We start from the raw sequence: 13,795 nt of genomic DNA, 5'->3' as shown, positions 1-13,795 counted from the left end.
TTGATATTTCTGTCTTAACTCATCTTTTTCTTGTTCTGATAAAAATGCGATTTTAAGACCGTTTTCTTGAGCTGTATAAATTTGCTCAGGAGTTAATCCTGCCAATGGGGCAGCACTTAAATATTCATGTTGTATCTCAATACCTTCTACAGCAGGGTCATCCGTATTAATCGTTGCAAGCACACCATGTTCTAAAAAAGTTTTTAATGGATGTTGTGCTAGTGAGGGTACTGTGTTTGTTTGAATGTTTGAGGTGAGGCAAGATTCAATGCCAATTTTATGTTTAGCTAAATAATCTAACAGCTTCAAATCTTGAACTGCTTTAACACCATGTCCAATTCGTTCAGCACCTAATTCTTGAATGGCTTGCCAAATACTTTCTGGGCCGGCAGCCTCGCCTGCATGCACCGTAATGTGCCAACCTGCATCACGCGCTTTTTTAAAGTGATCAATAAATAAATTGCCCGGAAAGCCAAGCTCATCTCCAGCAAGATCTAAAGCTTTAATATCATTTTTATGGGCAAGTAGAGCATTTAATTCTTTTTCGCAGGCTTCTTGACCAAAAGTACGGCTCATAATCCCAATTAAATTCGCTTTTACCCCGTAAGTCTGACTGCCTTCTTTTACACCAGCTATAACCGCTTCAACAACGCCTTCAAGTGGTAGTTGATGGGTCATGCCCATGTAACCCGGCGAAAAACGAAGTTCTACATAGTCTAGGCCTTGTTGTGCAGCATCTTGCATATTTTCAAATGCAATGCGTTTACAGACATCTAAACTCGCTAATACTTTTACCCCCCAATCCAGCTTAGATAAAAAACTTAATAAGTCAGGTTGGTTGTCAATCACTTGTACGTGTGGGCGTAAAGATTCAATGTCGTAGGCAGGCAAATCTAAATGGTATTGTTGCCCTAATTCTAAAATCGTTTGAATACGGATATTGCCATCAAGGTGGCGATGTATATCAGTAAGGGGAAGCGTTTTTGTAATCATAGATTTCTTCTTATCGGTTCGTATCAATTCATCATGCCTGTTTAGGGTCACTGATAAAAGTTTGGATTTGCTATGTTTTTGTGAAAAGGGGTTTAGTTGAGTTTTTTGAACTTAAGATATTCGTTTAAGTTTTAATTTTGATGACATTGTTCTGGCCTAAGAAGATAACGCAGTCTGTGTAAGATACAAGCACTAAGATTTTTATTGTTTTTAATCTCGCTGAGCCTGTCTACTGTTGACTATTTAAGAATAGATTGGCTAAAGAATGGTCATTGGTATTTTGCTTTTTAGTTGTAAAGATGAGCAAAGGCTTGCTAAAGACCAAACTGATAAGGCGATTAATTTATCTGTAGAAATCTATTTCTGGCAAGTAAATGAAAAAGAAGAAATAGGAAGTGTTCAAATGAAGTCGGTACTTTGTCATCAAGCAAAATTAGAAGTAGTAGACCAACCGAAATTAACTCCTGCAAAAGGACAGGTGTTATTAGAAGTGGTTCGATGCGGGATTTGTGGCTCTGATTTACATATGCAACATCACTGTGACCACATGCATGATTTAGCCGCACGTGTCGGGTTTAATGGTTTAGCTAAATCTACTGATCCATTCGTACTTGGTCATGAGTTTTGTGGCAAAATTTTAGATTATGGCCCAAAAACTCGTCATAAATTTAAAGCCGATACACTCGTTTGTGCAATGCCTCTTTTAAATGTAGATCAGCATGGTTATTTATCTACAGGGCTTTCACCAAATGCTTCGGGTGGCTATGCCGAGCAAGTACTAGCTCAATCGAGTTTAATGTTTGAAGTGCCCAATGGTCTAGATGCAGATAGTGCTGCCATGACTGAACCTATGGCAGTTGCATTGCATGCCGTTCGCCGTAGCCGTGTGAAAACCAGTGAACCTGCTATTGTGATTGGCTGTGGCCCTGTTGGGCTAGGTGTTATTTTAATGCTTAAAGCGGCTGGGGTTAAAACCGTGGTTGCTAGTGATTTTTCACCAAACCGCCGTAAGCTTGCCGAGCAATGTGGTGCCGATATTGTGGTAGATCCTAAACAGACATCGCCATTTGCCAACTGGAAAGAGTTTGGTTTGCTGGGCAATGTTTCTGATGCGATCAATATGGGCATGGGGCTTTTTGATAAGTTACAAGCGACACGTTTACCATGGTGGCATGGATGGCGCATGATTGATAAGTTGGGTGCTTTGCCAAAACGTCCTGTTATTTTTGAATGTGTTGGCGTACCGGGTGTTTTACAGCAAATTATTGAAGGTGCACCTTTGTTTTCCCGAATTGTCGGGGTTGGGGTGTGCATGCAAAGTGACAAAATAGAACCAGCACTTGCGATTAATAAAGAGTTAGAAATTCAGTTTGTGTTGGGGTATACACCACTTGAGTTCCGAGATGCGCTACACATGATTGCAGAAGGTAAAGTGAACTGCTCGCCACTTATTACCGGTGTTGTCGGCTTAGAGGGTGTTATGAGTGCATTTGAAGCGTTACGCGACCCTGAACAACATGCCAAAATTTTGATTGACCCAAAACGTAGTGGTTCAGGCATTCAATTGATGAGTCATTAATTCAAAGTAATTGATGCTTAACTAAAAAGGTTGTGATTTCATCAATCACAATCTTTTTTTATGAGTATAAGTCGCAATATTGGGTATTCAATAAAAGCTGCTGAGCTAATTTATACTACTTTTTAGCTGCTCTAATTCGTGGTGAATCCAGTCAACAAATTTTTGAATGGTTGGGGTGATGTCTTGGCTTGAGTGAATGAGATAGTACTTTCGGCTGCCTTTTAGTTTTTTATTGGAAACAATCACAAGTTCTTTTTTTTGTAGTTCAGATTCAATCAACATTTGCGGAATTAGAGTCATTCCCATGTCATGGCTTGCAGCAACCGCAAGCATTGAAAATAACTCATGGCGTTGTCCATCAAAGGGTTTTGGATGTTGCATGTGATGAGTCAGAAACCATTCTTGCCAAATGCTAGGTCGAGTGGTTTGTTGCAGCAGGGGAATTTTTAGTAAATCCTCGCAGCTTAAGTCATAGGTATTTTCATTGATCATGATGGCATCTGGAAAATACTTTTCGATCAGCCTTGGGGAGCAAACAGGCACAATTTCTTCATCCATTAAATAATGGGCTTGTATGCCGGGCCAGTGATCAATCTGCTGCTGTGTACCTGCAAAAATCGCAGCATCAAAAATATTGTCGTTAAATAAAAAAGGTTTGGTACTGGTTTCTAAGTGAACTGTAATTTCAGGGTATTTTTGATTTAAAAGATGGAGCTTGGGTAATAACCAGCGCGTTGCAAAGGTAGGCACCACGCCTAGCTTTAATGTTCCGCCTAAACCCTTATGAGAAATCACATCGGCCGTACATTTTTCTAGCCCTAATAAATATGGTTTAATGCTTTTAAAATATTGCTGACCTGCAATGGTGAGTTCAACGCCGTGCCGAGTGCGTATGAATAATTCAACACTCAAGAAATCTTCTAACTGCTGAATTTGGCGAGAGACCGCACTTTGGGTAATACATAACTCTTGGGCAGCATAGGTATAACTGAGATGTTTTGCTGCACTTTCAAAGCAAATCAGGCCCTGAATTGACGGGATACTTCTTCGCATAAATAAAATCCTTTTATTTGTCGTCATATTTCAAAAAAGCATATGACCTAAATGCAGATAGCAGAGTTTAGTCTAAAAATAAGCCATTTTTAATGAAATACAACCAATTAATTATCTAAATTTAATGCGACTTATTTTAAATATGCGTAAGTCGCATATCTGCATGAAGATTTATCGTTTGATTACTGCATTTTTCACGCATAACATCGAGTTAAATAAAGAAGATCAAATCAAGCAGAGGATGCGATGAATCACATGGTGACAACAAAAAAAGCAAAAGTTCAATTTAACTGGCAAGACCCATTTTTAATTGAGCAACAGCTTACCGAAGATGAACGCATGATTCGTGATGCGGCTCATGCCTATTGCCAAGAACGCTTGCAACCACGTGTACTTGAACAGTTCCGTCATGAAAAAACAGATCCGTCTATTTTTCGTGAAATGGGAGAGCTTGGCTTATTGGGGCCAACTATTCCTGAGCAATATGGCGGCGCGGGTTTGAACTATGTGAGTTATGGTTTGGTTGCGCGTGAAATTGAATATGTCGATTCGGGCTACCGCTCTATGGCGAGTGTGCAAAGCTCATTGGTGATGGTTCCAATTCATGAATTTGGTACCGAAGAGCAAAAACAGAAGTACTTACCTAAATTGGCAACTGGTGAATTCATTGGCTGTTTTGGTTTAACAGAACCTGACCATGGCTCAGACCCAGGCAGTATGATTACCCGTGCTAAAAAAGTTGACGGCGGTTACCGTTTAACTGGCGCAAAAATGTGGATTACCAATAGCCCAATTGCTGATGTGTTTGTAGTGTGGGCAAAAGAAGTTTCTGCTGAAGGTAATGTGGGTGATATTCGAGGCTTCATTTTAGAAAAGGGTTGGGAAGGGCTATCTGCGCCTGCCATTCATGGCAAGGTCGGTTTACGTGCATCGATTACGGGTGAAATTGTGATGGATAACGTTTTTGTACCCGAAGCAAACGCATTCCCTGAAGTTCGAGGATTACGTGGTCCGTTCACTTGCCTAAATAGTGCCCGCTATGGCATTGCATGGGGTGCAATGGGTGCTGCCGAGTTCTGTTGGCATACCGCACATCAATACACCATGGACCGTAAACAATTTGGTCGTCCGTTGGCTGCAAATCAATTGATTCAAAAGAAACTTGCAGATATGCAAACTGAAATTGCATTAGGCTTGCAAGTAGCTTTACGTTTTGGTCGTATGAAAGATGAAGGCATTGCGTCAGTTGAAGGCACATCTTTAATTAAGCGTAACAACTGTGGAAAGGCGCTTGATATTGCCCGCATGGCACGCGACATGATGGGTGGAAACGGTATTAGTGATGAATTTGGTGTGGCACGTCATTTAGTTAATCTTGAAGTCGTAAATACCTATGAAGGTACACATGACGTTCATGCCTTGATTTTAGGTCGTGCACAAACAGGCATCGCGGCATTTAGTAACTAACTCATTCATTTTTAAAAGATGGAGGTGTTCTTTCAAGAGCACTTTTTTAAAAGATAAGGGTATCGTTATGGGTGCATTACAAGGAATTCGGGTCTTAGATTTAAGTCGTGTGCTTGCTGGTCCGTGGTGTGGACAAATCTTGGCAGACCTTGGCGCAGAAGTGATTAAAATTGAACGTCCTCGAGTTGGTGATGACACCCGTATGTGGGGGCCACCATGGATGCCTGATCAAGATGGAAACATGACCCGTGAATCTGGCTATTTTCAGTGTACCAACCGCAATAAATATTCTGTTGCTGTGGACATTACTACACCCGAAGGTCAGGCTTTAATTTATGAAATTGCTAAGACTGCCGATGTTGTAATTGAAAACTACAAGACAGGATCTTTGGCTAAATATGGTTTGGACTATACCTCATTAAGTGAGCTGAACCCGAACATTGTGTATTGCTCGATTACCGGTTTTGGGCAAGATGGTCCGCGTGCAGAAGAACCCGGCTATGATTTTATTATTCAGGGTATGTCTGGCTTAATGAGCATTACCGGTGAGCCTTATGATGTCACAGGCGGTGGTGCGCAAAAGGTTGGTGTGGCTGTGGTAGACATTCAAACTGGATTGTATTCAACCATTGCCATTCAGGCTGCCTTGATTGCACGTTCGCACACAGGGCGTGGTCAATATATTGATATGTCACTCCTTGATGTGCAGGTTGCGGCACTGGCAAATCAGGGAATGAACTATTTAGCCTCAGGTAAAGCACCACAGCGCATGGGTAATCAGCACCCAAGTATTGTGCCGTATCAAACCTTTAAGGCTAAAGATAAAGAATTTATTATTGCGTGTGGTAACGACAAACAGTTTAAAGATTTGTGCATTGCGATTGGTTATCCAGAGCTGCTCGAAAATGAAAAATTTGTGCGTAATCAAGACCGAGTAAAGTATCGAGATGAACTAATTCCTTTATTGTCGGAGCACTTTTTGCAGAAAACCGCTAAAGAATGGGTCGAGATGATTCATGCGCTTAAAGTACCTGTAGGTGTTATCAACTCTATTGAAGATGCCTTGGCTGAACCACAAATTGTACATCGCAATTTGGTGGTGAATATTCCTCATCGTTTAAATGAAAACTTTCAAACGATTGGCTCACCGATCAAGTTGTCTGATACTCCAGTTGAATATCATCACGCACCGCCAGAGCTCGGTGAACATACCGCTCAAATTTTATCGAGATTTAAAACAACTGATGAATTAGCAGCGTTAAAAGAGAAAGGCATTATTGATGGGGAAGTTGCGTAGCTAAAATTCCATTTATTCAATTGCAGCTCTCGGGCTGCAATTATTAATTTTGATTGATATTAAATAATTGATTAATAGAATTTTTCATATTTATCGCAAGTGTTTCATCGAAACCATCGACTAAAAAGCGGCTAATTAGCCCTTCAATCACCGTATAGATTAGTTCAGATAAAGCTTCACCATTGGGTATATTACAGTTTTCCGCAATCAGTACTTTAATCCATTGCTTATGGGCTTTAGAAATAGAAATAATGTCTTGATCATCTTGGTTAGATTCAGCGACCGCTCTTACAAATAAACAGCCCTTAAAAAAATCTTGTCTAAACCAATTGGTGTGCCAATCAAGAATTTTATTAATAGCCTCTAACCCCGTTGCATCTCCCACATAACCTAAAAGGCTTTGCTTAAAGCGTTCATCACGAGCAATCAGTACAGACTGAACCAATTGATTTTTATTTTTATAGTAAGTGTACATGGTGGTTTTGGAACAGCCAGACTCATCGCGAATCAGGTCAACGCCAACGCCAACAAAACTATTTTCATTAAATAACTTCTCGGCTGTATCTAATATTTTTAAGGCAGATTTTGACATAAAACTTTTCCAAAAAATAAAATAGTACAGATCTGTACTATTTGGAATTTTATCTATATGCTTTTTAAAAAGCAACTTTTTGTTAGAGGAATAAAACAATGTTCTCGATCTTTCATGGCAAAGAAAAACTGGCTCCATCGCCCACTAAAGTTGATATTTTAAGAAGTCTTATTGGGGGTACAGTCAGTATTTTTATACTTCTGTGGTTGAGTAAACTTACACATAATATCTTTATTATGGCGCCGTTTGGTGCGACCTGTGTATTGCTCTATACGGTGTCACAGTCTCCTTTGGCACAGCCGAGAAATATTATATTTGGGCATCTTATTTCGGCTTTTGTGGGATTGTTTTTTCTAAAATTTGCGGGTGTTTCTATTTTTACAATTGCTTTTTCAGTGGGTTGTGCCATTGCACTCATGCAAGTTTTTAAATGTGTTCATCCACCTGCGGGTGCCAATCCTTTGGTTATTTTGCTTACCGCGAGCAGCATACATTACGAGTGGAGTTTTTTGATTTTCCCTGTTTTGGTCGGTGCAGTGTCTTTAGTCTTGGTGGCGATGCTGATTAATAATATTAAAGCGAGCACGAAGTGGCCGATGTATGGCTTAGGAATTTTCAATAGTAAAAAGTAGGGAAGGCATGAAGTGTTCTAAGCCGAAAAACAATAAAAGCATTCACTACGCCAAGATAGTGAATGCTTTTGTGAAATTATGATTTCTTGGAAATACGTTCTTCGATGGCAAATTTGAGTAAAGAAGCACTGCGGTAAAAACCATGTGCGAACTTTCCAAATGGCATGGTAATAAAGAATGTCATGACCGTGGCTAAATGGAAAATCAGTAAAAGTGCCATGTAAGGGGTATTGCGAAATGCCATGAGTGCTAGCCCTGAAGCGCTAACGATAAGTAGAAGGAAGATAAAGCCTCGATCTATAGGTTTTTGCTCGCGGTCACCATGTAACGGATGGCGTTTAAGATTTAAATAGAGTAAGCCAGATGGCCCGACAACTAAGCCAATTCCACCCAAAGTTCCTAAAATCACAGGCAAGCTTAGGTAAGGATAAGGTGCATGTAGGTCAAGAAAATAGTGATATAAAGTCGCTACACCTGTAGCTGCAAAGCAGAGCATAAAGCCATAAAACGTCAGGTGATGGAACACACGGCGGATTTGTGTGTAGCGGTCATCTTGCTCATTACAGCCTTTGCCATGTCCACCATCTAAATATTTAAGCGTTAATACATTTTGGGTGGCTTGGAGCAGGTCGGGTTTCTCAACTTTGCCATGGATGACTTTAGAGGTTTGTCGCCAAAATTTACTAATTCCAATGCCGAGCAGAACAATCGCAATGGTAAAGGTTGCTCCAAACAATAGAGCTAAAAAGTTATGCGGGAAAATCGCATAGAAATTACCTTGGTAGCCTGCAAATAGGTCGGTGCCTTTGTACCACACCACACCTAACATGCAAAAAAAGAAAATAAGTGTTAACGCCGAGACAAACGGAATACCCACAGACTTATAAAGTCTACCTAGCGGTTGAGGCGTAGCAAACTCTTGGTAAGTTTCCAAACGTACTTGCGCCATTGCTTTTGGAATGTTTACACCAAACTCATGTGGTGGAGCATATTGGCAAGCGTGTAGGCAAGCACCACAGTTATGGCACAGGTTTGCGAGGTAATGAATATCGGCTTGATTAAACTCAAGGCGTTTGGTCATGGCCGCAAATACAGCACAAAATGACTCACAGTAACGACAAGCATTACAAATCTGTAGGGCTCTTTGAACTTCTTGCTCATGGTCAGAGAGCTGAACAACTGGAATTAGGGCTTTGCTATTAGCATTCATGTTCAACTCCTTGTGAAAGTGCATAGTGGGCTGCATTTTTTCCGGCAATTCGCCCAAACGTTGTTCCGATCGACATTCCGACGCCTGCGGTGTATCCCTGACCGAGTACGTTACCTGCCATCATTTCACCTGCGACAAACAGGTTGCGGCTAGCTTTATTATTAAAACGCACAGCAGCATCGTCTTCGACTTTTAAACCTAAATAGGTAAAGGTAATGCCGGGTTTTAGGGCATAGGCATAGAAGGGTGGCTGGTCGAGAGGAACGGCCCAATGGGTTTTATTAGGAACAATATTTTCGGTGGTGCAGTCATCTAAAACGGTATGGTTAAAAGTGCCTTGCACGCAAGATTGGTTAAATTCTTCTACGGTGTGACATAAGGTTTTTACATCCAGCCCGATTTTTTCGGCTAACTCTTGAATGCTGTTTGCTTTTACACCCGCAAACACAGGTGGCATAAAACGACCAATCGCTTTTGAGTCAATAATTGAATAGGCAATTTGCTGAGGCTGTTTGGCAACAAGTCGGCCCCAAATCGCATAACGTTTGGGCCAAAAGTCTTCACCTTCATCGTAAAAACGTTCGGCTTTGTTATTGACCACAATACCCAATGAAACGCAGTCAATTCGGGTACAAATGCCGCCGTCATATAAGGGGGCTCGTGCATCTACGGCTACGCAGTGTGATTGCGATGGATCACCAATAATATCGGCGCCTTGATCTATCATAAATTTGAGTAAGTTGCCTTGATTAAAGCGAGTACCACGAATAATGAAATTATCGGCAGGCCATTCGCTATTTTCATTTTGTCCCCATGCTTCTCTTAACCATTCTAGATTTGACTCAAAACCACCTGCGGCCAATACACAGCTTTTTGCTTTAAACACACTACCATCTTCAGCAATCGCTGCTTCAAACTGTCCTTGGTTTAACTTTAGATCTTTAATTTTTGTGTTGTATAAAATTTCGATGCCAAGCGCTTGGGCACTACGGTAATACGCATTAATGAGGGCTTTACCGCCACCCATAAAAAATGCATTGGTACGTGCAACATGTAAAGCACCCGATAGCGGCGGCTGAAAATTCACGCCATGTTTACGCATCCAGTCGCGGCAGGTTGCTGTGCTACGAATGACAAGTCGTGCTAAGTGTTCATTGGTTTTTCCAGCAGTTACTTTAAGCAGATCTTGCCAATATTCTTCTTCTGAGTAGACATCAACCAATACATCCTGGGGAGCGTCATGCATGCAGCGAAGGTTACGGGTGTGTTGTGAATTACCACCACGCCATTCTTTAGGCGCTGCTTCTAGCACCAGCACAGAAGCGCCATTTTCCTTTGCAGTGAGCGCGGCACACAGTGCGGCATTCCCACCACCAATTACAATCACATCATGCATGGATTTCTCCCTTTCTCAGCTAGGGCTAATGTAGCTTTAAAAGGGAGGGTGAAGTGAGAGGCTAAGCTTGAATGGGTGTTTATTAAAAATAAACACTAATGGCTTAAGTGTTTATGAGTTCCGCACCGGGCCAGCATTTTTCATTAACTAAGTTGGTGACACAGGCTCGAATCACCACTTTAGTGGCTAAAGTGGCAGGCGAAATTTCTTCTTCAGAGAGACTAATTAAATAGTTAATACGTTCAATGGCAGGTTCTACAATGCGTAGCAAACATAAGTCTTGCCGAGAGTTTAATGCTGCACCCGCAGGTTGGATGGTTGCCATTTCTAGATGGCTAATACTTTCCATTAGCAAATGTAGCCCATCAATTTCATAGGTGACTTTAAGTTGATGAATTTTCTGTTCGAGCAACAAGCGCAGTCCATGTCGTTGGCTTGGTAAAATAAGCGGAAGTTCTTTCAGTTGTGGATGGGTAATGGTTTGAGTGTCGATACAGCTTTCAAGATAGTACTGGCTCAGCACTTCTTTAGGCGAGATTAAAAACATTTGCTCTTTGACTAGAGGCTGTATGGCCCACTGCGGGTCGACATCGTCGCTAAAGATAATTGCAACATCGAGTTGTCTTGCATTGACCAATGTTTTGAGATCGCCCGATAAGCCTTCAATTAAACGGACTTTAATGTCGGGGTAACGATTTCTCATGAGCTTTAAAAAATGTGTGCCTATAACAGCCGCGACACTCGGCGAAAACCCCACGGTGACGTGGCCACTTAAGCGTGAAGAATGTGCAGAATCTACGGCATGGTCTAGGTGTCTAAGCGCAAGTTGAACCTGTTGAAAAAAAGCCAAACCCGCAGGGGTGGGAACTGTACCCAGAGCGGTACGTTGTAAAAGGCGAATGGAAAGCTCGCTTTCTAATTTTGAGATTTGCTGACTTAATGCAGAAGTTCCAATATCGAGATTTTTTGCAGCTTTACCCAAGCTTCCTGACTCGATCACTGCAATAAAATACTTTAACTGTTTGAGTTCCACGGTAAATACTACATTAACCTTTATTGATGATTCTACACTGGTTTATTACTATATATTTTGTTCTATTGCTTTGAGTAAATCGGCAATAGAGTAGAGGCAACATCACCTCAAGACGTTGCCTTTTATAGCTTTTATTGTTTGACCTGCTCAAGACCTTGTTCTTCAATAATTTGTGTTGCTTGTGGTGATTTCACAAACTGGATTAATTCTTTTGCCACTTTTTTATGTTCAGAATTTTTACCAATACCAGCCGCAAAAATGGTGACTTTTTGATAAGGTGCAGGAATTGGCCCCACTAACTCAACTTGTCCATATTTGCCAGTAAAAGGTTTGATTTCACTAATTTGTTGGAAACCAATATCAAACTGGCCTTCGGCGATACGCTTTGCAACGCGGTCACCTACCACTTTTTCCGCTTTACCAGAAATTACTTTGTATTCCACAGACGGGAAGCTTGGGAAAACATTCTTTTCAAGATGCGTGCCGCTTGCACTTGCTGAATAGCCTATGTGCTTTGCATTTAATAAAACCTTTTCGAATTTTGCAGCAGAACTAATGTCTGGTTTTGGGGTACCTTTAGGAATAGCCATGCCAATGCTTGAATTAACCAAAGCACTTTGTGAATTTGGGTCTACATAACCCTTTTCTGCAAGCTTGTTTAGTTCAGGAGCAGCTAACACCACCACATCAAAATGTTCACCACGACCGAGTCGATTTGGGATTGCCGTTGGCGATGAACCCATGGATGAACCAGACGAGAGGTGAACCGTGTGACCAGTTTGCTTTTCAAATATTGGAATGAGTTTTTCCATAGATGAGTAAAAACCACCTGAGCTAATCACTTCGAGTGTATCTGCATTAACAAAAGTAGATACTAAGCCCGCACCAGCTAAGCAAATAGTTTTGAAGATAGGGGACTTTTTCATAGTGCCTCACTTTAATTGTAAAAGAGCACAGTACGGTGACTTAGGGTCTGCCGTACTGTTCAGTAAAATTTCAGGTTAAGTAGTTGTTTTAAGCGCTAACCTTCACAGGTTCAGCAATTGCTTCAGAATTTTTCTGTTGAGAACCGCGGCATAGATATAAGCTTGAGATGAGGCTACATACCGCAGCGAGCATCAGCCAGAATGCTGGTGCACTTGCATTACCCGTGTTTTCAACAAGATATGTACAGGCAATGGGGGTCATGCCACCAAAAATAGCGGCTGCAAGACTAAACGCTAAAGAGAAGCCGACTGTACGTACACGTTTTGGCATCACTTCGGCTAGTGTTGCCACCATAGTTCCGTTGTACATACCAAAGAAAAATGAGAAGTACGCAAGCGTAATGAGGAGGTTAGAAAAACTAATATCACTTACTAACCAGCTTAAAACTGGATAAGTTGTAAATATGGCAAGGGTAGTAATACCGACTAAAATAGGACGACGGCCAATTTTGTCTGAAAGTAAACCACCAATTGGCAACCAGAAGAAATTCGACAAACCAACAAATACAGTCGCTAAAAGGCTATCGGTTACCGACATTTCTAAAGTACGTTTTGCATATACTGTTGTGTAAACCGTAATAAAGTAGAACGTTGTTGTGGTCATGGCACTCATCATCATACCGGCAAGCACAATACGCCAGTTGCTCACCAGTGTGCTGAAAATCTCTTTAGAAGTTGGATGAGTTTTTTGAGCTTTAAAGTCTTCGGTTTCTTCTAAAGTACGGCGGAATAAAAAGATTAAAGGAATAATCAAACAGCCAATTAAGAACGGAATACGCCAGCCCCATTCGCCCACTTGAGCAGTAGTTAAAATGGTGTTAAGCCAATAGCCAAGTAATGCAGCAAACACAACCGCAATTTGTTGGCTGCCAGACTGCCAGCTTGTGATAAATCCACGGTTTTTATCTGTTGCAATTTCAGCTAAATAAATAGAAACACCGCCAGATTCAACGCCTGCCGAGAAGCCTTGCAATAGGCGTCCAATCACCACCAAAATTGGCGCAATAATACCAATGGTTTCATAACCTGGCACAAAGGTAATTAAGATGGTTCCGATTGCCATAAGGCTTAAGGTCACAATAAGACCTTTACGTCGTCCAACTCTGTCGACATAAGCACCCAAGAAAATAGCGCCAAGAGGGCGCATAAGAAAGCCCGCAGCAAATACGGTAAATGTCATCATTAAAGAGACATATTCATTTTCAGAGTGGAAAAATTTTGCTGCGATATAAGTGGCATAGAAACCAAAAAGAAAAAAATCGTACTGTTCTAAAAAGTTGCCACTCGTTACATTTAATATTTTTTTTAAAGTAGCCCTAGGGTTATTCACGACATCCATTGAAGACCTCCTTGGCCTGACAGAATGGAAACATTCACGATTTTCGAGGTCGGACCTAAATCGGTTCAATCAATAAACCTAAATAAAAATGGGTTTGAGATGAGATTTAGAGAGACCCTTCGTAGAAAATGTGATGTCTTGTTTCCAGTTCAAACTACACATCTATATTTCGATAAACAGAAAACCACTTATCATTCGGACAAAAATGTAATCTCAAA

12 protein-coding genes are annotated in these 13,795 nt (G+C 41.1%); 4 read left to right on the top strand and 8 right to left on the bottom strand.

Going from position 1 to position 13,795, the window contains the following annotated elements; translation table 11 throughout:
* The coding region (add, locus tag MSG66_RS06285; RefSeq protein WP_324653001.1) for an adenosine deaminase at positions 1 to 993 on the bottom strand (993 nt) is incomplete at its 3' end.
* A 403-nt stretch (positions 994 to 1,396) separates the two neighbouring features.
* Between add and MSG66_RS06280 the strand changes: the two genes are divergently transcribed.
* Complete coding sequence (locus tag MSG66_RS06280; protein ID WP_133976397.1) at positions 1,397 to 2,572, top strand: zinc-binding dehydrogenase; 1,176 nt, start codon at positions 1,397 to 1,399, stop codon at positions 2,570 to 2,572.
* 105 nt (positions 2,573 to 2,677) lie between these two features.
* Here the strand turns inward: MSG66_RS06280 and MSG66_RS06275 are convergent, their stop codons facing one another.
* Positions 2,678 to 3,625 (bottom strand): LysR substrate-binding domain-containing protein, encoded by a 948-nt coding sequence (locus MSG66_RS06275; RefSeq protein WP_324652999.1) that lies wholly within the window; start codon positions 3,623 to 3,625, stop codon positions 2,678 to 2,680.
* A 246-nt stretch (positions 3,626 to 3,871) separates the two neighbouring features.
* Between MSG66_RS06275 and MSG66_RS06270 the strand changes: the two genes are divergently transcribed.
* On the top strand, positions 3,872 to 5,092 hold the full coding sequence (locus MSG66_RS06270; RefSeq protein WP_324652997.1) for an acyl-CoA dehydrogenase: 1,221 nt from the start codon (positions 3,872 to 3,874) through the stop codon (positions 5,090 to 5,092).
* Positions 5,093 to 5,159: 67 nt separating this feature from the next.
* Positions 5,160 to 6,389: a CaiB/BaiF CoA-transferase family protein gene (locus tag MSG66_RS06265; protein WP_324652995.1), complete on the top strand. Its 1,230-nt coding sequence runs from the start codon at positions 5,160 to 5,162 to the stop codon at positions 6,387 to 6,389.
* Positions 6,390 to 6,432: 43 nt separating this feature from the next.
* Here MSG66_RS06265 and MSG66_RS06260 read toward each other — a convergent pair whose 3' ends face one another.
* The gene (locus MSG66_RS06260; protein WP_324652993.1) at positions 6,433 to 6,981 is read right to left on the bottom strand and encodes a TetR/AcrR family transcriptional regulator; all 549 of its coding nucleotides are present in this window, start codon (positions 6,979 to 6,981) and stop codon (positions 6,433 to 6,435) included.
* A gap of 98 nt (positions 6,982 to 7,079) precedes the next feature.
* Here MSG66_RS06260 and MSG66_RS06255 point away from each other — a divergent pair, with 98 nt between their 5' ends.
* Entirely contained in the window at positions 7,080 to 7,613 is a 534-nt protein-coding gene (locus MSG66_RS06255; protein WP_133975240.1) for an HPP family protein, read from the top strand.
* Positions 7,614 to 7,689: 76 nt separating this feature from the next.
* Here MSG66_RS06255 and tcuB read toward each other — a convergent pair whose 3' ends face one another.
* The 5 genes from tcuB to MSG66_RS06230 form a co-directional block, all read right to left on the bottom strand.
* Positions 7,690 to 8,823, bottom strand: coding sequence for a tricarballylate utilization 4Fe-4S protein TcuB (gene tcuB / locus MSG66_RS06250; RefSeq protein ID WP_133975238.1), 1,134 nt, complete (start codon positions 8,821 to 8,823; stop codon positions 7,690 to 7,692).
* On the bottom strand, positions 8,813 to 10,219 hold the full coding sequence (gene tcuA / locus MSG66_RS06245; protein WP_324652989.1) for an FAD-dependent tricarballylate dehydrogenase TcuA: 1,407 nt from the start codon (positions 10,217 to 10,219) through the stop codon (positions 8,813 to 8,815). Before tcuA ends, tcuB begins: the two co-directional genes overlap by 11 nt.
* A 103-nt stretch (positions 10,220 to 10,322) precedes the next feature.
* Positions 10,323 to 11,252 carry a LysR family transcriptional regulator gene (locus MSG66_RS06240; RefSeq protein WP_262474640.1) on the bottom strand — a complete coding sequence of 310 codons (930 nt, stop codon included), beginning with the start codon at positions 11,250 to 11,252 and terminating at the stop codon, positions 10,323 to 10,325.
* A 131-nt stretch (positions 11,253 to 11,383) separates the two neighbouring features.
* Positions 11,384 to 12,178 carry a substrate-binding domain-containing protein gene (locus MSG66_RS06235; RefSeq protein ID WP_324652987.1) on the bottom strand — a complete coding sequence of 265 codons (795 nt, stop codon included), beginning with the start codon at positions 12,176 to 12,178 and terminating at the stop codon, positions 11,384 to 11,386.
* A gap of 88 nt (positions 12,179 to 12,266) precedes the next feature.
* The gene (locus MSG66_RS06230) at positions 12,267 to 13,577 is read right to left on the bottom strand and encodes an MFS transporter (protein WP_133975230.1); all 1,311 of its coding nucleotides are present in this window, start codon (positions 13,575 to 13,577) and stop codon (positions 12,267 to 12,269) included.
* Positions 13,578 to 13,795 lie beyond the last annotated feature (218 nt).

The sequence above is a fragment of the Acinetobacter sp. IK31 genome (genome assembly GCF_035615195.1).
GTDB lineage: Bacteria > Pseudomonadota > Gammaproteobacteria > Pseudomonadales > Moraxellaceae > Acinetobacter > Acinetobacter calcoaceticus_C.
Note: the sequence above shows the minus strand (reverse complement) of the source record. Positions and strands in the feature narration are given on the sequence as shown.